Origin of the sequence: Pseudokineococcus basanitobsidens (assembly GCF_037482545.1) — a bacterium.
In the GTDB taxonomy this organism is placed as follows: Bacteria; Actinomycetota; Actinomycetes; order Actinomycetales; family Quadrisphaeraceae; genus Pseudokineococcus; species Pseudokineococcus basanitobsidens.
This window is the reverse complement of the sequence record NZ_JBBIAA010000022.1, coordinates 27,445-46,674: the sequence shown is the minus strand read 5'-3', so window position 1 is coordinate 46,674 and position 19,230 is coordinate 27,445. Positions and strand designations below refer to the sequence as shown.

The following is a 19,230-nucleotide window of genomic DNA, read 5'->3' as shown; positions in this document are numbered from 1 at the left end:
CCAGGCCCCCCAGCAGTGGGACGTGCGCGCGGACGGCACGATCCGCGCGCTCGGGAAGTGCCTGGACGCGGCGAGCGGCGGGACCGCCGACGGCACCCGGGTGCAGCTGTGGACCTGCAACGGCTCCGGCGCGCAGCGGTGGGCCGTCAGCGGCGCCCGCGACGTCGTCAACGTGCAGGCCGACAAGTGCCTCGACGCCACCGGGCCCTCGAGCGCCGACCGCACGCCGCTCCAGCTGTGGACGTGCAGCGGGCAGCCCAACCAGAAGTGGACGACGCCCGCCGTGGGCGGCGGCACGCCCGCCCGGCGGCTCGTCTTCGCGGACGAGTTCGACGGGGGCGCGGGCACCGGCGTGGACGCCTCGCGGTGGAACCAGGAGGTGGACGGCGGCGGTGGCGGCAACGGGGAGCTGCAGTACTACACGGCCGGGACGGCCAACACCGCCATGGACGGCGCCGGCCACCTCGTCATCACCGCGCGCAAGGGGTCCGGCGGCCACCAGTGCTGGTACGGCACCTGCCAGTACACCTCCGGGCGCCTGACCACCCAGGGGAAGTTCACGACGACGTACGGGCGCATCGAGTCCCGCATCCAGGTCCCGAAGGGCCAGGGCGTGTGGCCCGCGTTCTGGATGCTCGGCGCCGACCTGCCGAGCAACCCCTGGCCGGGCGCCGGCGAGATCGACGTCATGGAGAACATCGGGCGCGAGCCGCGCACCGTCCACGGGACGCTGCACGGCCCCGGGTACTCCGGCGGGGAGAGCATCGGCGCGCCCTACGTCGTCCCGGGCGGCGCCGCCGTCGGCGACGCCTTCCACACCTTCGCGGTCGACTGGTCGCCGAACCGCATCACCTGGTCCGTCGACGGCGTCGAGTACCAGACCCGGACCCCCTCCGACCTCGGCGGCGACCGGTGGGTCTACGACAAGCCGTTCTTCCTGCTGCTCAACCTCGCGGTGGGCGGGCAGTGGCCGGGCAGCCCCGACGCCTCGACGCCCTTCCCGGCGCAGATGAAGGTCGACTACGTGCGGGTCTACGCCGGCTGACCCCGCCGGCCCGCCCGGTGGCGGCTCCCCTCCGGCGCGACGACGCCGGCGTGGGGTCGCCACCGGCGCGCCCGGGCTCCCGGCGCAGGGCGCCCGGGAGCGCGGGAGCCGCTCCTCCGACCGGGTGGTGCGGCGCCCGGCGCTCCTGCGGCGTCCGCCGGAGGTCGATCACCCCGGGTATGGGGGGACGAGGACGTGGGCGTGGTGCGCCCCTGCGCGCGCACCTGGTGGCGCTCGTGCTCGTCCCCGGCCTGGGGCTGCTCGGCGCCACCGGCGCGCTCGTGGGGCTGGAGGTGCGCCACGCCGCGGCGGCCGAGCGGGCGCTCGAGGCGGTCGTCGTCTCCGGCCGCGTGGCCGTGGTGCGCAGCGCCCTGGTGCAGGAGGTGCTGGCCTCCTCGGTACGGACCCACCTCGCGGGCGCCGGCCCGGGCACGGCGCTCGACGCCGAGGTCGAGGACGCCGTCGTGGTCCGGCTGGGCGACGAGGAGCTCGCGCAGGCGCGCCGGCGCACCGACGCGGCCGTGGCGGCGGTGCCACCGGGCTCTCCCGCGGCGGACCACGTGCACGACGTCGCGGGGGACCTGGAGCCGCTGCGCACCGCCGTCGACCTCGCCTCCTCCTGGCCGGCCGTCGGGCCCGTCTTCGAGCCGCTCACCGACGACCTCCTCCTCGCCCAGCGGCAGGCCGTGGACGAGGCGGTGGCGCAGGGGCTCGAGGGCGACCTCGTCACCGCGGCGCTGGAGACGCGGGCCGCGGCCGACGCCGCCGGCCTCGGCGGACGGGAGGCGCTCGCCGTCCTCGACGCCGCGCTGGCCCCGACCGCGGGCGACGCGCCCGCCGGTCCGACGGGCGGCGCGGGGGTCACGGCCGGCTCGACCTGGACGACGCTCGAGGGCCTCGCCGCCTCGACGTCCCCGGGGCTGCGGCTGCGCAGCGCGGACCTGCTCGCCGCGTCGCGGGCGCTCCCCGGCGCCGGCGCGCTGCGGTCGGCGGCGCCGGCGGACGTGCGCGACGCCGTCGTGCGGGCCACCGACCGGCAGGACGGTCTCGGCGGGCTGGTCACCGCCGCGGCGGCGCGCGCGGAGGCCGTGACCCGCGCCGAGGCCGAGAGCGCCCGCACCCGCGCCGTGCACCTGGCCGTCGGCGCCCTCCTCCTGCTGCTCGTGACGGTCGCCGCCGTGGTGCGCACGAGCCTCGCGCTCACCCGCCCGCTGCTCGACCTCGCCGACCGGGCGCGCCGCGTCGGCGACGGGGAGCTCGTGCCCGTCCGGGTCGGCGGACCCCGCGAGGTCCGGACGGTCGCCACGGGCCTGGCCGCGACCGTGGCGTCCCTCGGCCGGCTGCAGGAGCAGGCGCGTGCGGTCTGCGCCGGCGACCTCGGCAGCCCGCTGCTCGCGCGGCCCCTGCCGGGGCCGCTCGGCGAGGTCGTGCACGCCTCCGTGACCGGCATGGTCCAGGCGATGGTCGACCGGGACCGCCTGCGCGAGGACCTCACCCACCGCGCGACCCACGACCCCCTCACCGAGCTGCCGAACCGGGCGCGGGCGCTGGACCTGCTGGACTGCGCGCTCGCCCGCGCCCGCCGGGAGCGGACGCCCGTCGGCGTCCTGTTCGTGGACCTCGACCGGTTCAAGCGGGTCAACGACACCCTCGGCCACGCCGCGGGCGACGAGCTGCTCCGCGTCGTCGCGGCACGGCTGCGGACCTCCGTCCGCCCGGGCGACGCGGTGTGCCGCCTCGGCGGCGACGAGTTCCTCGTCGTCGTGGAGCGCGCGGACGAGCGGGCCCTGCTGCAGGTGGCCGAGCGGCTCGTCGAGGCGGTCGCCCGGCCGGTGCCGCTCGCCGCGGGGACGGCGTCCGTCGGGGCGAGCGTCGGCGTTGCCCGCAGCGGCGACGGGACGGTCGGGCGCGAGGTGCTGCTCGCCGAGGCGGACACCGCGACGTACCGGGTCAAGGCGAGCGGACGCGGCGGCGTCGGCTTCTTCGACGACGAGCTGCGCGCCCAGCTGCTCGCCGTCCGCGAGCTCGAGGAGGCGCTCGCGCTCGGGATCGCCCGCGGAGAGCTCCGCCTGCACTACCAGGCCGTCGTCGCCGTCGACGACGAGCGCGTCCTCGGCTACGAGGCGCTCGTGCGCTGGGAGCGGCCCGGGCACGGCCTGGTGCCGCCCGCGGACTTCGTGGACGTCGCCGAGCGCTCCGCCCTCGTGTGCGACCTCGGGCGCGAGGTGCTGCGCCAGGCGACCTCCCAACTCGCCGCCTGGTCGGCGTCGGACCCCGTGGCGGCCGGCCGCAACGTCGGGGTCAACATCTCCGGCCGGCACCTGGCGAGCCCGCGCGTCGTCGAGGACGTGCGCGAGGCCCTGGCCGGCTCGGGGCTCGGGCCGCACCGGCTCGTCCTGGAGATCACCGAGACCGTGCTCGTGGACCACGAGACGGCGCTGGAGCGGCTCGCCGAGCTCCGGGCGCTCGGCGTCGCCGTGGCGATCGACGACTTCGGCACGGGGTTCACCTCGATCGCCCAGCTGCAGCGCATGCCCGCGGACATCCTCAAGGTCGACCGGAGCCTCGCCGGCTCGGACGACCCGGCCGACGCCCAGCTCGTGCGCCTCGTCGTCGGGGCCGCCCGCGCGGCCGGGCTGGAGGTCGTGGCCGAGGGCGTGGAGACGAGCGCCCAGATGGACGCGCTGCGCGCGGCCGGCTGCGACGCGGTGCAGGGCTTCTGGTTCCACCGCCCCGCGCCCCCCGGGGACCGGGCGCCCGGGCTCGGCCCCCGGCCGGCGCCCCTCCCTGCCCTTCCCCGCCCTGTCCTTCCCCGCCCGGCCCTTCCCCGCCCGGCCCTGCCGCGCCCGCGGGGCGTCCCGCAGGACACGCACCGACCGGCCTGACGTCAGAGGTGGCTGGGCCCCGCCTCGGGCGGTCGCGGGCGGTCCTCGGGGTGCAGCCGCACCGCGAGGACGGCGACGTCGTCGTCGTGGTCGCGGCCCCGCTGCGGTCCGGCCCCGTGACCGCCGGCGCCACCGACGTCACCGTCCCGCGGCAGGCGGGTCATGTCGTGCAGGAGGGCGTCCACCAGCTCGGGCAGCCCGAGCCCGGCGTGGCGGACCGCCGCCGTCCTCAGCGCCTCGAGCGTCGTCGTCAGCGTCCGGTCGCGGCGCTCGACGAGGCCGTCGGTGTAGAGCACCAGGGTCGAGCCGGGCGGCAGCAGCGCCGTGTGGTCCCGCCGCGGCGAGCGCGCGTCGACCCCGAGCAGCAGGTCGCTGCGACCGGGCAGCAGCTCGGCGGTCCCGTCCGGGTGCAGCACGAGCGGCGGGAGGTGCCCGGCGCTCGTCCAGCGCAGCCGCCGCTGACCGGTCCGGGCGTCCTCCTCGGTCTGCTCGAGCCGGGCGAGCAGGGCGGTGGCGAGCGTGGTGGCGTGCAGGTCCGCCATCGCCCGGTCGACGCGGCCGAGCACCTGCGACGGGGGCTCCTCGAAGGCCCACGCGAGGGTCCGCGTCATCGCCCCGCAGCTGACCCATGGCCGCCGCGGCGCGGCTGTCGTGACCGACGACGTCGCCGATGACGAGCGTCGTGGCACCGTCCGGCAGGACGACGGCGTCGTACCAGTCGCCGCCGACCTGCTCGGTGTCCACCGCGGGCACGTAGCGGGCGTGCAGCTGGAGGTGGTCCGGCTGCGGCAGCTCGGTGAGCATCGAGCGCTGCAGCGCCTCGGACATGCGGCGGGTGACGTCGGTGGCCGCCTGCTCGACGGCGTGCGCCTGGGCCCGGTCCAGGGCGGCGGCCAGCGAGGACGCGACGAGCGCGAGGAAGCCGCGGTGCTCGGCGTCGACGGGGACGTCGTCGGCGAGCACGACACCCAGCAGGGGACGCCGGCTCCCCGGCCGGCTCGACGGCAGCCGCACCCAGGCCACCGGTCCGACGGGTGCCGCGACGACGACGGGGCCGTCCGCGGGGACCACGTCGGGCGGCTCCGGCAGCAGCGGCTCGTGCGGGGCCCGCCGGTCGTGCGCCGCCCCGGCGTCGGGCCCCACGAGGTCGACGGCGCGCAGGTCCCGCGGCGCCGAGCGCAGCACGGGCAGGGCGCGGTCGGCGAGGTCGGCGGGGTCGAGGAGGTCCGCGAGCGCCAGGTTCAGCTCCGTCAGGAGCTCCAGCCGGCGGCGGTCGACCACCTGGCGCGTGGTCTCCACGGCGATGTCCACCACGCCCACCACCGTGCCGACGGCGCCCGTGACCGGGGAGTACGAGAAGGTGAAGAAGGTCTCCTCCGGGGTGCCCGAGCGCCGCAGGAGCATCCGCTCGTCCTGCGTCCAGCTCGCCCGCCCCGTGCTGCGCACCTCGGTGAACATCGGCCCGATGACCTCCCAGGCCTCCGGGAAGACCTCCTGGGCGGGACGGCCGAGGGCGGCGGGGTGCTTGTCCTCGACGAGGCCCGTGTAGGCCTCGTTGTAGAGCATCACGAGGTCGGGGCCCCAGAACAGGGCCACGGGGAACCGGGTGCTCAGGGCCAGGGAGAGCGTCGCGCGCAGCCGCTCGTCCCAGGTCGACGGGGCGCCGACGCTCGTCGCCGCCCAGTCGACGGCCTCGTAGTCCGCCCGGAGCGCCCCGGCAGCGGCCAGCAGGTCGTCCACGACCGGAGAACCTAGCCGCCGCCCCGAGGCGGCAGCCGCCGGCGGGCCTCGGCGCCCGACGAGCGGTGCCGGTCCCGCCCCGACGCCGGGGGGAAGGGGCACGGACCTGCTGCCGGCCACCTGCCCGTCGGCGTGGGACCGGCGTGACCCCCCCTCGCGGCCAGGAGGGAGGTCGAGCGTCCCGGGGTGCGGAATCCGCAGGGACGGTCATGCTCGCGGACCGGGGGCACCGCGCAGCCGCGCGGGCCCCGCCGGCCGCAGGTGCGACCGGCACCGCGGGGGGACGTCGTCGGCAGCGCGCAGCGCTCGCGGACCTCGCCCCCGCCACCCGCGGCCGCCCCGGCGGCGAGCGCCGCCACGACGCGAGGAGCCACCGCATGAGCATCACGAGCGACCAGGTCCGGTCCCTGTACGACGCGGACGTCTACTCCGACGGCGACGAGAAGATCGGCTCCGTGGGCACCGTCTACCTCGACGACGACACCGACCGCCCCAGCTGGGTCACGGTGAAGACGGGCCTGTTCGGCTCCTCGGAGAGCTTCGTGCCGCTCGACGCCGCGACGCTGGACGGCGACCGGGTCCGCGTGCCCTACAGCAAGGACAAGGTCAAGGACGCGCCGCGGATGGACTCCGACGCCGAGCTCTCCCCCGCCGAGGAGGACGAGCTCTACCGCCACTACGGGCTCGCCGGCGGCACCGCCGGCACGACCGACCGGGACACCACCGACCAGGGCACCGCCGACCGGGGCACGGCCGCAGCGGCGGGGACGGCGACCGGCACGGTCGGCACCGGCGCCCCCGGCCACGCCGAGGGCACGCGGGACGCCCCCGCCGTCGACGGGACGACCGGCACGGGGTCGCCCGGGTACGCCGAGGGCGGCACCCGCGGCGAGGGCCACGACACCAGCGGCCCGAACACCGACGACGCCATGACGCGCTCGGAGGAGCGGGTCTCGGTGGGCACGCAGAGCCGCGAGAGCGGGCGGGCGCGGCTGCGCAAGCACGTCGTCACGGAGCGGGTGACGCAGGACGTGCCGGTCAGCCACGAGGAGGTCGTCGTCGACCGCGAGCCGATCACCGACGCCAACCGGGGCGACGCCGTCTCCGGCGGTGACCTCACCGAGGAGGAGCACGAGGTGACGCTGCACGAGGAGCGCGCCGTCGTGGACAAGGAGACGGTCCCCGTCGAGCGGGTGCGGCTCGGCACGCAGACCGTCACGGGCACCGAGTCCGTGAGCACGGACGCGCGCCGCGAGGAGATCGAGGTCGACGGCGACGGCGACGGCACGACCCGGTCCGACGACGCCGACCGGCGCTGAGCACCGTCCCCACCGGAGCCGGTGACCGCTCCTGCGACGTCGTGGTGACGGCGTCGCAGGAGCGGGCGGTGGCCCGGACCGAGCGCGTGCCGGTCGAGCGCGTCCGCGTCTCCAAGCGCGTCGTCACCCGACGGCGCCGGGTCGAGGTCGAGGTCGAGCTCCGCCACGAGGAGCTCGTCGTCACGCGGGAGCCGCTGGAGGGCGGCGCCGGGGCCGACCGGCCGGCCGACGAGGCGCGGGACCGGGACCGGGAGGTCGTGCTCGTGCTCCACGAGGAGGTGCCGGTCGTCTCCGTGGAGGCGCGACCGGTGGAGCGGGTGCGGGTCGCCGTCCGCCGGGTCGAGGGGACGACGCCCGTCACGGTCGACCTCGCGCGCGAGGTCGTCGAGGTCGAGGGGACCGGTGCCGCGCCGGGCGGCTCGACGGAGGCCGGCCCGCGCTGAGGCCGCGGTCCCGCCGGGAATGACCGGGCCCGCCGCGGTGTCTGCACCCCGCGGCGGGCCGTCCGGGCGCCGCCGGCGTGGTCGACGAGGACCGCACCACCTCGAGGCCGCGACCGGGAGAGCCATGACGCACGAGACCACCACCGTCCCCCGCCAGCAGCGCAGCCCGGCACGGCCGCTGCCCCCGCTGGAGGACGCCGGCCGCGCCGGCCTGTTCACCGCGGCGCGGACCGCCAACCGCTTCACCGACGAGCCCGTCACCGACGCCGAGCTCGCCGAGGTGTGGGAGCTCGCCCGCTGGGCGCCGACGTCGGCGAACACCCAGCCGGCGCGGGTCCTGCTCGTCCGGACCGACGAGGGCCGCGCCCGGCTCGCCGAGCACATGGCCGAGGGCAACCGCGGACGGGTGCTCGCCGCACCGGCCGTCGCCGTCGTCGCCGTCGACCGGCGCTTCCACGACCGCGTCCCCGAGGTCATGCCCCCGATGGCGTCGATGCAGCAGGCGCTCGAGGCCGACCCGGACCGGCGCGAGGCCCTGGGCACCTCGGGGACGTGGATGCAGGCGGCGTACCTGGTCCTGGCGGCCCGCGCCGTCGGGCTGGCCGCCGGCCCGATGGCGGGCTTCGACGCGGACGGGCTCGACCGCGACCTCTTCGGCGACGCCGACGGCACGGGGAGCTGGCACGCCCTGCTCGTCGTCACGCTGGGCCACCCGGACGAGGACTCCTACCGCCCCCGGATGCCGCGGCTGGCGGCCGAGGACGTCCTGCGCTGGGCCTGATCACCGCCGCCGTCCGAGGTGTCCCGTCCAGAGGTCCCTCGAGCACAGCGCTCCCTCGAGTCCAGAGCTCCCTGGAGTCCAGGGCTCCCTGGACTTCCGGGGCCCCTCGAACGGGTGCCGCAGGTCACGGTCCTGCACCAGGACGGGACGCCGGGGCGGCAGACCCCGACGGCCGTGGCACCCTCGGTGACCAGTCGGGGGGCTGCTGGCGCCGCCTCCCCCGCCACGCCCACCGACCGTCAGGAGGTCGACGACCCATGACCGTCCGCGCACGTCGCACCCGCACCGGCCTCGCCGCCGTCGCCACGACGCTGGTGCTCGCCGGGACCGCCGCCTGCTCGACGGGCGCGGCGGTCACCGGGGCCGCCGGGCCGGCGAGCAGCGCACCGGCCTCCTCGGCGCCGGCGACCCCGGCCACGCCGTCGGCGTCCGTGCCGACGACCACGACGACGCCGTCCCCGACGGCCACCGCGGAGCCCGAGGCGACCGCGGAGCCCGAGGCGACCGCGGAGCCCGAGCCGACCGCGGAGCCCGAGCCGTCGGCCGAGGAGACCGTCGAGCCGGAGAGCACGTCGGCACCCGAGCCCACGGCGGAGCCGGAGCCCTCGCCGTCCGGGACGGCGCAGCAGCCGGAGGCGACGTCGACCCCCGAGGAGGCCGAGCCGGTGGCCCTGCGGGCGGGCGACGACGGCGCCGCGGTGCAGGCCGCCCAGCAGCGGCTCGTCGACCTCGGCTACTGGCTCGGGACCGCGGACGGCGCGTACGGCCCGCTCACCGTGCAGGCCGTCATGGCGCTGCAGGGCGCGGCGGGCCTCCAGCGCGACGGCGTCCTCGGGCCGAACACGCGGGCGGCGCTCGACGAGGGCGTCCGGCCGTCCCCGGAGACCACGGACGGGCACGTCGTCGAGGTCGACCTCGACGCCGGCCTCGTCCTCTTCGTCGACGACGGCGAGGTCGACCTCGCGCTGCACACGTCGACGGGGACCTTCGAGGACTACACGAACCCGGCCGGCGAGCAGCGCGTCGCCGACACCCCGCGCGGCACCTTCGAGGTCACGTGGGCCTCGAACGGCGACGACGACGGCTGGACCGAGAGCTCCCTCGGCCGTCTCTACCGGCCGCGCTACTTCCACCCCGACGGGATCGCCCTGCACGGGTCGACCAGCATCCCGGGCTACCCCGCGTCGCACGGCTGCGCCCGCGTGAGCGTGCCGGCCATGGACATGGTCTGGGCGGACGACCTCATGCCCATCGGACGGACCGTGCTGGTCCACTGACCCGCCTCCCGGACCCGTCCGACCGCCGGGCCGGACGACCGGGGGCGCGACCGCGGACCGTCGGGACGACGCCTACGACGACGGTCCACCTCGACCACGGGCACCGGGCTCGGGGGCACCGGGCTCGGGGGAACCGGGCTCGGGGGAACCGGGCTCGGTGACACCGCGCTCACGGGCACGGCGCTCCAGCACCCGGCGTCGCAGCACCGGCTGCGCCAGCCCGACCGCCAGCACGGCGAACGCGGCGACGAGGGCGGGCCACCACCAGCGGCTGCCGACGAGCGCGGCCAGCAATGCCGCCGCGGCCAGCACGCCGGCCAGCACGGCCTCGAACCTGCCGACGGCCGGCCGGACCGGCCGCGAGGGTCGCGCCCCGTCGTCGCTCACGGGGTCAGCGTGCCGCCGCCCGTGGTCCCCGCGCCATCCCGGGTCCCCGCGCCGTCCCGGGACCCCGCGCGTCGGCGGCCGGCGGCCCGCACGCCCGCCCCGGTCGCGACGAGCAGGCCCCCGGCGACGCCGAGGAGCAGCAGGTCGGCACCCGTGCGGGCGAGCCGCCCCGGGCCGTCGGAGGACGCGCGACCGCCGTCGCCGCGGGCCGCGGTCGCGCGCGGGGCGCGACCTCCCCCGGTCGTCACCGGGGCCGCGGGCGCGGCCGGTGCCCCCGCCGCCGGCGACGGCGCGGCGGTCGGCGCGGGCGACGGCGCAGCGGTCGGCGCGGGCGACGGCGCAGCGGTCGGCGCGGGCGACGGCGCGGGGGCAGGGGTCGGGGCGGGGGCCGCCACGACGTCCACGACCACCTGGGCGGGCGCGCTCGTCAGGCCGGAGGCGTCCGTCACGGACCAGGCGACGACGAGCGGCCCGACGTGGCCGGGCGCCGGGCGGACGACGAGCCGTCCCGTGGCCGGGTCCATCTCCGCGGACGCCTGCCCTGGCGGCGGGGTCGTCACGAGCGCCCATCGGAAGGGTCCCGTCCCCACGGCCCCGGGGGGCGCGAGCTCGACGGCGCGCCCCGAGGTCGTGCGTGCCCCCGGCAGGCCGTCCACCGTCGGGAGCACCACGAAGGAGACGGGCGCGGGGTCGCTGGGACGGCCGTCCGCGTCCAGGACGCGGTAGCGCGCGAGGGCGACGCCGCTGCGCCCGGGGACCGGGGCGAGGGAGGTCGTCCCGGCGACCGGGTCGACGACCGTGCGTCCCCAGTCCTGCGGGGCGGCCTCCACGAGCTCGACGCGGAAGGGCCCCGTGCCGGCGGCCTCCGGGACGGGGGCCACCACCTCGGCCGGGGCGAGCGCGGAGGCCGACCCGGTGGCCACGAGCGCCGGGGCGACCGGGGCGACCGCGACGAGCAGCGTCGCCGGGTCGCTGCCCAAGCCGTCGGCGTCCTCGACGACGTAGCGCAGCGCCAGGTCCCCGGAGAAGTCGCGCGCGGGCTGCAGCGTCACGACGTCGCCGCGGACCGCGGCCGCGGCGACGTGGGGGCCGAGCGGCTCGAGCAGGCGGAAGGAGAAGGGGCCGCGGCCGGTGGGGGCCGGCAGCGCGACGCCGGTGCTCGTGCCCGAGACCGCCGCGGCCCCGGTGTCGGCGGCGACCGGCGCGACCTCGAGCACGGCCCGCGCGGGCGCGCTCGTCACGCCGGAGCCGGTGGCGGTGTACCCGGCCACGAGGCGGCCGCTGAAGCCGGGGGCGGGGCGCAGGACGAGGTCCGGCCCGTCCACCTCCGCCTCCCCGTCGGCGGGGTCGGGCGGCGTGGTCACCACGAGCTCCGGCTCCGCCGTGCCCAGGACGACGGGCCGCACCCGCACGGCCGCGGGCTCCTCGGAGACCTTCGACCGGGCGAGGGCGTCCTGCGCCGCGGGGGCGACGACGACCTCCACGGACCCGGGGTCGCTCGCCACGCCGTCGGCGTCGGTGGCGGTGAGCGGGACGACGTACCGACCGGCGGCGTCGCGGTGCTGCAGCGTCACGAGGCCCGTCGCCTCCTCGACGGTCGCGGAACCGCCGCCGGCGACCTCCCCGACCGCGAAGCGGAACGGTCCCGAGCCGACCACCGCGGGGGGCGGGACGCGCAGCGGACCACCGCCCGCCGTCCCCGTCCCCCGGGCCGCCGCGACGTGGGGCGCCACGCGCACGACCACGGCGACCGGGTCGCTGGTCGACCCCGCGCCGTCCTCGACGGCGTACCGCAGCACCGACGTGCCGCTGCGCCCGGGCACGGCGTCGAGCCGGAGCACCCCGGCCGGCGACAGCGTCGCCGCCGCCACGCGCGAGGGCGCCTCGAGGAGCCGGTAGGTGAAGGGGCCGCTGCCGCTCGGCCGGGCCAGCTCGACCTCGCCGCTGGCCTCGCCCGCGGCGTCGAGCGGCAGGCGCACGACGTCGTCGCCACCGCCGCTGGGTCGCACGTCGAGGACCACCGGCGCGGGCGCGCTCGCGACGTCGTCGGCGCCCACGACCCGGTAGGACAGCCGGACGCGCCCGCTCGTCCCGGCGGCGGGGGCCACGGTGAGCGCGCCGCTCCCCGGGTCCACCTCGGCGCTCGTCACGGTCGACGGGTCGCCGGTGCCGACGAGCTCGTAGCGGAGCGGGCCGGTGCCGACCGGGCCGACGGGGCCGGCAGCACGACCTCCTCCCCGCTGCGCGTGCTCCCCGAGACCGGCGGTGCGACGGGTCGCACGACGAGCACCACGGGGGCCTGCGGGCTGCGGCGCCCGTCCCCGTCGACGACGGCGACCGTGCCGCGCAGCAGACCGCTCGTCCTCGGCGCCGGGGTGAGGACGACCTCCGTGCCCGTCCCCGGCCGGACGTCGCCGGTGCGCGACGTGCCGCCCGCCTTCACGACGACCTGCGGCCGCGCGTCCGTGCGCAGCGCGACGACGAGCGGCCCCGGGTCCGCGGCGGCGTCCACCTCGCCGCCGTCGACGGGCTCGACGCCGGGGACGAAGACGGCCTCGGCGCCCGCGGTGTTGTCCGCGCGCACCGCGGGCTCGTCGGACGCGCTCGTCACCACCGCGACCACCTGCTGCCGGCCGCTGACCGTGCTGCGCAGCGGGGCGGTGAGCACCGGCAGCGTCGTCCCGGGCCGGGTGGCGCGGTCGGCCGTCCAGGAGCACCGCAGCCGGGTCGGCGTCGTCGTCGCGCAGTCCCAGCCCGTGCCCGCCGGTGCGGCGAAGGAGGCCCCCTCGGGGGCGTCCGCGTGCAGCACGACCGGCTCGCGCGCCGGCAGCGGCCCGCTGACCGACCGCACCCGGGCCGTCAGGGCCAGGGGGGCGGCGGCGCCGGACGCGACGGGCTCCGTCGGCGACGTCGCCGTGAGGGCCAGGTCCGGGCCCATCGGGTCCACGGAGCTGACGCTGATCATCCCGATCTCGTGGTGGTCGGTCTGGCCCCCGGTCGAGGAGCCCCAGCCGAAGCGGAAGGTGCTCGTGCGCGCGAGGGCCGCCGGCTGCGGCACCCGCGTCGCCTGCCGGCCGTCGAGGAAGACCGTGACCATCGGCGCGGCCGAGGAGGGAGGGTCGACGACGACCCGGGCGACGACGGCCTCGGGACGTGCCGCACCCCGTCGGCGCAGCTCGGGGGCGTCCGCGGGGGCCCCGAGCATGCAGTAGCCGCGCTTGCCCTCGCCGTCGCCACGGACGGAGACGTGGTAGGCGTAGTCGCTCGACCGGGCACCCTCCGGCGGCGTCCAGGCGCCCGAGGTCCGGCAGTCGTCGTTGCGCGTCTCCAGCGGGTAGTTGCCGTACGCGTCGAGGCCGACCCCGAGGAGGCCCCCGGCGACGCCGTCGGCGTTGCCGCGGTTGCTGTAGCCCAGCGCCCCGCCGTAGCCGCCCGCACGCGTGAGCGAGCGGGCGCCGTCCGCGAGGAAGAAGGACAGGCCGTCGGCGCCGTTGCCGCCCCACTGGTAGCTCGTGAAGGTGATGTCGAGGCCGGCGCGCAGCGGGAGCGGGTGGTCGTAGAGGACGAAGCCGTTGACGCCGTACTCCGCCGGGGTCAGCCGCAGGGCCCCCGCGCCGTCGGCGTCGGCCGGGGACAGGCCGCACCCGGGCACCGGCGACGTCGCGGTGGACGTGCCGGCGGTCAGGCACGGGCTCCACGGCGCCGGCGAGCCGTCGCGCGCGCCGCCGACGCGGTACGTCGGGTCCTCCACCGTCGTGCCGCGGAAGGCGTCCTCCAGCAGCAGGGTCCCCGTCCCCTCCGCCGCTGCCGCCGACCCGGTGACGGGCGCCCCGAGGACCACGAGGACCGCCGCCACCAGCGCGGCCGCGAGGGCGCGCGCACGGGACGGTCGTGGGCGGGCTGGCATGGGGGCTCCCGGGGCGACGGGTGGACGCGCCGGGAGTCGTCCGGGCTCACCCGGACGGCGGCGCCGACCTGCTGCATCGGTCGTCCTCGGCCACGCCTGAGCGACCGGGGGCGCGAGCCGCGCGTCGTCACCGGAATGGCGCGGGACGAGCGGCGCTTGGTGCCCCTGGCCGTGCCGCACGGCCTCCCGCCGCGACCCCGGAGCAGCCCGTGACCGCCACCACCCCCCGCACGAGCGGTGGCACCGACCGCTCCCGCCCGCCCTCGCCCCGGGACGTGCCGCCCCGGACGACGGACGGCTCGGCGCGGGCGCGGCGCCAGGTGCCCCACTGGGCGGTGCTCGTCATCGCGGCGGCGGCGCAGTTCATGGTGATCCTCGACGTGAGCATCGTGAACGTCGCCCTCCCGTCGATGCGCACGGACCTCGGGCTCTCGACGGCCGGCCTGCAGTGGGTCGTCAACGCGTACGCGCTCGCGTTCGCCGGGCTGCTCCTGCTCGGCGGGCGCGCGGGGGACCTGTTCGGGCGCAAGCGCGTCTTCCTCGTCGGCGTCGGCCTGTTCTCGCTCGCCAGCCTCGTCGGCGGCTTCGCGCAGGACGAGGCGTGGCTCGTCGCGGCGCGCGCCGCCCAGGGCGTCGGCGGCGCCGTCCTCGCGCCCGCCACCCTCAGCCTGCTGACGACGACGTACACCGAGCCCGCCGAGCGGGCGAGGGCCCTCGGCGTCTGGGGCGCCGTCGGCGGCGCGGGCGGCGCGATGGGTGGGCTGGTCGGGGGCGTCCTCACCGACCTGCTGAGCTGGCGGTGGGTCCTGTTCGTCAACGTGCCGCTCGGCGTGCTGCTGGCCGTGGGGGCCGCGTGGGCCCTCGTCGGGTCGGCGCCGCTCGTCACCCGGCTGCGGGACCTCGACGTGCCGGGCAGCCTCGCCGTCACGCTCGGCCTGACGTCGGTGGTCTACGGCGTCGTCGGCGCCGAGACGCGGCCGTGGACGTCGGCCGCCGTGCTCGTGCCGCTCCTGGTCGGGCTGGTGCTCCTGGTGCTCTTCGTCCTCGTCGAGCGACGTGCCCCTCGCCCGCTCGTCCCGCTGGCGATCTTCCGGCGCCGGGCGCTGTCCGCCGCCAACGGCGTCGCGCTCACCGTCGGCATGGGCATGTTCTCGTTCTGGTTCTTCATGTCCCTCGTGCTGCAGCGGGTCCACGGGTTCGACGCGCTGCAGGCGGGGCTCGCGTTCCTGCCCGCGAGCGCCCTGCTCGTCGCGGGCTCGCAGGTGTCCTCCCGGCTGTCCCAGCGGCTCGGTCCGCGCCCGCTGCTCGTCACCGGCCCCCTCGTCTCCGCGTCCGGGCTGCTGTGGCTGTCGACCGCGTCCGCGACGGGCACCTACGTCGGCGAGCTGCTGCTGCCGACGATGGTCGCCGGCCTCGGGATCGGGCTGACGATGGTGCCGATCGCCGCGGCCGCGACGGCGGGGGTCCCCGGCGAGCAGGCGGGCCTGGCCTCCGGCCTCGTCAACACCTCCCGGCAGGTGGGCGGCGCGATCGGCCTCGCGGTGCTCTCGACGGTCGCCGCGTCCCGGACCGCCGGCCTGCTGGGCGGGGACGCGGACGGCGCCGACGCCGCGGGGTCGGCCGGGCTCGCGGCCCTGTCCGCCGGCTACGACCGGGGCCTGCTCGTCGGGGCCGGCATCGTCGCCGCCGGCGCCCTCGTGGCCCTGCTCGTGCCGGCGCAGCCGCGCGCCGCCCGACGGACCTGAGCCCCGACCGCGCAGGTCTTCCGGACGTGCCCGGCCCCGGTCCGCCCGCGCCGGGCGGAAGGGCCGGGGCGGAGGTCACCGCCGGTGGGCCGCCGGGTCCTGCACCCCCCGGTCGAGGTCGGCCGCGAAGGACGCGAGCCACGACAGCGGGGCGTTCCAGTTGACCGTGATCTCGTTCGTCGACCAGGACCCGATGTCGTCGAGGTAGCACAGCTGCGCCGCGCAGCCGCCGAGCAGCGGCCCCGCCACCGGGTCGCCCGAGGTCGCGGCGGTCGAGTTCGGGCCGCCGGCCAGCGTCCCGTCCGGCGGCGGCGGCAGCGACGGGTCGAGCGAGTGCGCGTACCACCGGCTGTGCTGCTGGTGGCTGTCCCGCTCGCCGTACCCGGTGACGTAGCTCTGCGCCAGGGCGTTGCGGCCGAGCAGGTAGTCCATCCCCCGCAGGACGGCGTCGCCGTAGCGGGCGTCCCCGGTGAGGTCGTACGCCGTCGCGACCACCTGGAGGTTGTTCGAGACGGCGTTGTTGGAGCCCCAGGCGTAGACGTCGCCCTCGGGCGCGTAGGGCTGGCCGAACGGCTCGCCGGCCTGGTCGGCGAGGTAGCCGTCGGCCCCGGCGACGACGCTGGCCCGCACCCGGTCGCGGTCCGGCAGGTCGCTGCGCACGGTCGCGAGGTCCAGGCGGCCGAGCGCGGCGACGTCGCCCCAGCTGAAGCCCTCGGCGGGGAAGGCGTCCGCGGTGTGCCACGGCGAGGCCAGCACGTCCGCCTCGACGGCGTCCTCGCCCGTCGTCAGGTACAGCTCGGCGGCCGCCCAGTAGAGCTCGTCGGTGACGTCGTCGTCGTCGTACGGGCCGCTGCCCGGGTTCGGGTCGACCGCGGCGTCCGGCGCGGGGGCGTAGAGGTCCGGCGTCGCCTGCGCCGCGGCGTACGCGGTGCGCGCCGCGGCGAGCAGCTCGTCGGCGAAGGCCGCGTCGTAGGGCCGCCACAGCCGCGCGCCCTGCGCGGCCGCCGCGGCGAGGTTGAGCGTCGCGGCGGTGGACGGACGGTAGAGACGGCGCGGCTGGGGGTCGTCCGCCGGCAGCATCGGCAGGCCGGTCCAGTCGGCGTCCGCGACCTTGTGGTAGGCCATCCCCGCGTACTGCTCTCCCGCCGGGACCTGCATCCGCAGCATCCACTCGAGCTCCCAGCGGGCCTCGTCGAGCAGGTCCGGGACGCCGTTGCCGGCCTCGGGGATGCTCAGCGTCCCGTCCGCCAGGGCGCCGCGGTCCGCGGTGGGTGCGGTCAGGGAGCGCTCGTACTCCTGCATCAGCTGGGCGACGGCGATGCCGCCGTTGACGACGTACTTGCCGTGGTCCCCGGCGTCGTACCAGCCGCCGCTCACGTCGTGGGTCCTCTCGCACGTCCACGGCTGCCCGCCCTGGTCGACGTAGAGCTGCTGCGCGTCGTCGCCCAGGGGCAGGCACGGGACCGCGACGTCCCCCTGGTTGGGGGCGACGCCGACGTGCCCGGCCTGCCGGCCGTACCCGGGAGCGAGCTCGTCGGAGACCGCGATGCCGCTGCGGTTCGTGAAGAAGAAGGTCTTCGCGTCGGTCCGCAGCGACTCGTAGAGGTCCGCGGCGATGTCGAACGGCTCGCTGGTGGCCCCGTCGGCGACGAGCGTGAAGCCCTCGCCGGAGACCGGCACGCCGCTGAGGTCGATGGTGTAGACGTTCGTCCCGGCCGTGGGGTCGACGCCCCGCGGGGCGCTCGTCCCGCGCGACAGCCGTCGGCCGTCGGCCCGCAGCAGCTGCCAGCGCACCGGCTCCGTGGCGTCGGTGACGAGCGTGGCGACCTTCGGCCCGCGCGGCAGGTACCCGAGCTGGTTGACCTTGAGCCGCGAGCCGGTGTCGGGGACGTACGCCTCCGGCTCGGCGCCCCCGGTGAGGCTGACGTCGTCGACGCACAGCCGGTAGGCGGCGGCGTTCGTGATGTCCTGCTGCACCGCCAGCTCGGCGGTGGCGTAGTCCTGCTCGGGCGTGAAGGTGGCCGCGACGTCCGTCGGCTCGGGGGTCAGCGCCAGCTTCTGCGCCGGGAGGAACTGCAGGTAGTTCAGGTCGGCCCCCGCCTGGAGGACGACGCGGACGTTCGCCGCCGTCGCGGGCTGCGTGAGCGCCTCCATCGTGAGCCGGTACGTCTCCCCCGCCTCGAGCGGCACCTGCTGGGTGATGGCGGCGCTGTAGGGACCGCTGCCGGCGGGCACGTCGACGCAGCCCCTGCCGTCGACGACCGAGGCGGCGGGATAGGCGTTCCACCCGGTCAGGCCGTCGTCGAACGAGCCGTTGGTGATCTGCTCGACGGGGTCGCCGTCCGCGGCGGTCGCCGGGACGGCGCCGGCGAGGCCGGTCGCCGCCATCACCGCGACGACGAGGGCCGCAGCGGTGCGGGTGGGCTGGGAGGTGCGCGTCATCGGGACCTTCCGGGCGTGGGCTGCGGCGGGGCTGCCGCCCTCGGTCGGGCCGGGGGCGAGGAGCCACGACGCCCCCCGCCGCGGACCGCCCGTCGTCGTCGTCGACGCCGTCGTCGTCGACCCGGGGCGACCCGCCGGGCGAGCGCGCCTGCAGCGTGGGCGGCACCTCCCGCTCTGTCAAGGATCGGGGGGTACGTCCAGGTCGCCGGGACCGTGCGGGACGAGGCGGGGGCCCGCGGAAAGGCCGGACACGGGCGGTGCTCCGGAGGACGATGGAGGGCGCGGGCGGCGAGCACGCCGTCGCGGTCGGTGGAGGACGCAGGGGGCAGTCGTGCGAGAGACCGAGGGTCGACCAGCAGGAGCGGCACGCACCGTGAGGGCGACGACGGCCGTCGTGGTGGCGGCCCTGGTCGCCCTCGGCGTGCCGACGGGCGCCACGGCGGCGACGACGACCACCGGGGTGGTGCGGGCGGGTGTCGCGCCGACCGGGCCGTCGACGACCGCGCTGACCGCCTCGACGACCGCGGCCGTCCCCGCGCTGCGGCGCGGCAGCCGGGGCAGCGCGGTGCTGGCGGCGCAGCAGCGGCTCAGCGCGCTCGGCTACTGGCTCGGGACGCCGGACGGCACCTTCGGCCCCCTCACCGAGCAGGCGGTCCTGGCGCTGCAGGGCGCGGCGGGGCTGGCGCGGGACGGGGTGCTGGGGCCCCGCACCCGACGCGCGCTGGACGCGGGGGTCGTGCCGGTGGCCCGGACCCGCAGCGGCGACGCCGTCGAGGTCGTCCGCGGCGCCGGGCTCCTGCTCGTCGTCGACGACGGGCGGGTCCGGACGGTGCTGCACACGTCCACCGGCACCGACCGCTACTACACGAACGCCCAGGGCCAGCGGCGTCTCGCGGACACCCCGGCGGGGACCTTCCGCGTGACCCGGGCCGAGGACGGCTGGCGGGACGCGCCGCTCGGCCGGCTCTACCGGCCCCGGTACTTCCACCCCGACGGCATCGCCGTCCACGGCTCGACGAGCATCCCCGCCTACCCGGCCTCGCACGGCTGCGCCCGCGTGAGCACCGCCGCGATGGACATGATCTGGAGCCGGAAGCTCATGCCGATCGGGAGCACCGTCGTCGTGCGGTGAGCGGACCGGTCACGTGGTGGCTGCACGAGGCTCCGCCAGCACGGAGTCTCGTGCAGCCACCTCACCGCAGGAGGCGTCGCAGCAGCGCGACGACGCGCTCGACGTCGACCCGCAGCGCCCGGGCCGG

General features: G+C 78.0%; 12 protein-coding genes and 3 pseudogenes. 9 read left to right on the top strand and 6 right to left on the bottom strand.

Going from position 1 to position 19,230, the window contains the following annotated elements; genetic code table 11:
- The 3 genes and pseudogenes from WDZ17_RS17570 to WDZ17_RS14115 all read left to right on the top strand — a co-directional run.
- Positions 1-274, top strand: a pseudogene (locus WDZ17_RS17570) (ricin-type beta-trefoil lectin domain protein); the annotation flags it as partial.
- Positions 275-289: 15 nt separating this feature from the next.
- Positions 290-1,033: pseudogene (locus WDZ17_RS14120) on the top strand (glycoside hydrolase family 16 protein); the annotation flags it as partial.
- A 248-nt stretch (positions 1,034-1,281) separates the two neighbouring features.
- Positions 1,282-3,930: a putative bifunctional diguanylate cyclase/phosphodiesterase gene (locus WDZ17_RS14115; protein ID WP_339575809.1), complete on the top strand. Its 2,649-nt coding sequence runs from the start codon at positions 1,282-1,284 to the stop codon at positions 3,928-3,930.
- Positions 3,931-3,932: 2 nt separating this feature from the next.
- On the opposite strand, the gene WDZ17_RS14110 is transcribed toward WDZ17_RS14115, so the two are convergent.
- The gene (locus WDZ17_RS14110; RefSeq protein ID WP_339575811.1) at positions 3,933-4,541 is read right to left on the bottom strand and encodes a PP2C family protein-serine/threonine phosphatase; all 609 of its coding nucleotides are present in this window, start codon (positions 4,539-4,541) and stop codon (positions 3,933-3,935) included.
- A 682-nt stretch (positions 4,542-5,223) separates the two neighbouring features.
- A pseudogene (locus WDZ17_RS14105) lies at positions 5,224-5,499 on the bottom strand (PAS domain-containing protein); the annotation flags it as partial.
- Positions 5,500-6,047: 548 nt separating this feature from the next.
- Between WDZ17_RS14105 and WDZ17_RS14100 the strand changes: the two are divergent.
- From WDZ17_RS14100 to WDZ17_RS14085, 4 genes are all read left to right on the top strand, one after another.
- Positions 6,048-6,989, top strand: a complete 942-nt coding sequence (locus WDZ17_RS14100) for a DUF2382 domain-containing protein (protein WP_339575808.1) — start codon at positions 6,048-6,050, stop codon at positions 6,987-6,989.
- Positions 6,990-7,030: 41 nt separating this feature from the next.
- Positions 7,031-7,432, top strand: a complete 402-nt coding sequence (locus tag WDZ17_RS14095; protein WP_339575807.1) for a DUF2382 domain-containing protein — start codon at positions 7,031-7,033, stop codon at positions 7,430-7,432.
- 124 nt (positions 7,433-7,556) lie between these two features.
- Positions 7,557-8,213, top strand: a complete 657-nt coding sequence (locus tag WDZ17_RS14090) for a malonic semialdehyde reductase (protein ID WP_339575806.1) — start codon at positions 7,557-7,559, stop codon at positions 8,211-8,213.
- Positions 8,214-8,470: 257 nt separating this feature from the next.
- On the top strand, positions 8,471-9,490 hold the full coding sequence (locus WDZ17_RS14085) for a L,D-transpeptidase family protein (RefSeq protein ID WP_339575805.1): 1,020 nt from the start codon (positions 8,471-8,473) through the stop codon (positions 9,488-9,490).
- A gap of 72 nt (positions 9,491-9,562) precedes the next feature.
- Here the strand turns inward: WDZ17_RS14085 and WDZ17_RS14080 are convergent, their stop codons facing one another.
- From WDZ17_RS14080 to WDZ17_RS14070, 3 genes are read right to left on the bottom strand one after another with little or no spacing between them, the layout of a single operon-like run.
- Positions 9,563-9,877 (bottom strand): hypothetical protein, encoded by a 315-nt coding sequence (locus WDZ17_RS14080; RefSeq protein ID WP_339575804.1) that lies wholly within the window; start codon positions 9,875-9,877, stop codon positions 9,563-9,565.
- Positions 9,874-12,027 (bottom strand): hypothetical protein, encoded by a 2,154-nt coding sequence (locus tag WDZ17_RS14075; RefSeq protein WP_339575803.1) that lies wholly within the window; start codon positions 12,025-12,027, stop codon positions 9,874-9,876. Before WDZ17_RS14075 ends, WDZ17_RS14080 begins: the two co-directional genes overlap by 4 nt.
- On the bottom strand, positions 12,024-13,784 hold the full coding sequence (locus WDZ17_RS14070; RefSeq protein WP_339575802.1) for an L-type lectin family protein: 1,761 nt from the start codon (positions 13,782-13,784) through the stop codon (positions 12,024-12,026). Before WDZ17_RS14070 ends, WDZ17_RS14075 begins: the two co-directional genes overlap by 4 nt.
- Before the next feature lie 209 nt (positions 13,785-13,993).
- Here WDZ17_RS14070 and WDZ17_RS14065 point away from each other — a divergent pair, with 209 nt between their 5' ends.
- Positions 13,994-15,529 carry an MFS transporter gene (locus WDZ17_RS14065; RefSeq protein WP_339575801.1) on the top strand — a complete coding sequence of 512 codons (1,536 nt, stop codon included), beginning with the start codon at positions 13,994-13,996 and terminating at the stop codon, positions 15,527-15,529.
- A gap of 75 nt (positions 15,530-15,604) precedes the next feature.
- On the opposite strand, the gene WDZ17_RS14060 is transcribed toward WDZ17_RS14065, so the two are convergent.
- Positions 15,605-17,971, bottom strand: a complete 2,367-nt coding sequence (locus WDZ17_RS14060) for a glycoside hydrolase family 9 protein (protein WP_339575800.1) — start codon at positions 17,969-17,971, stop codon at positions 15,605-15,607.
- Positions 17,972-18,344: 373 nt separating this feature from the next.
- Here WDZ17_RS14060 and WDZ17_RS14055 point away from each other — a divergent pair, with 373 nt between their 5' ends.
- On the top strand, positions 18,345-19,103 hold the full coding sequence (locus tag WDZ17_RS14055; protein ID WP_339575799.1) for a L,D-transpeptidase family protein: 759 nt from the start codon (positions 18,345-18,347) through the stop codon (positions 19,101-19,103).
- The last annotated feature ends 127 nt before the right edge of the window (positions 19,104-19,230 follow it).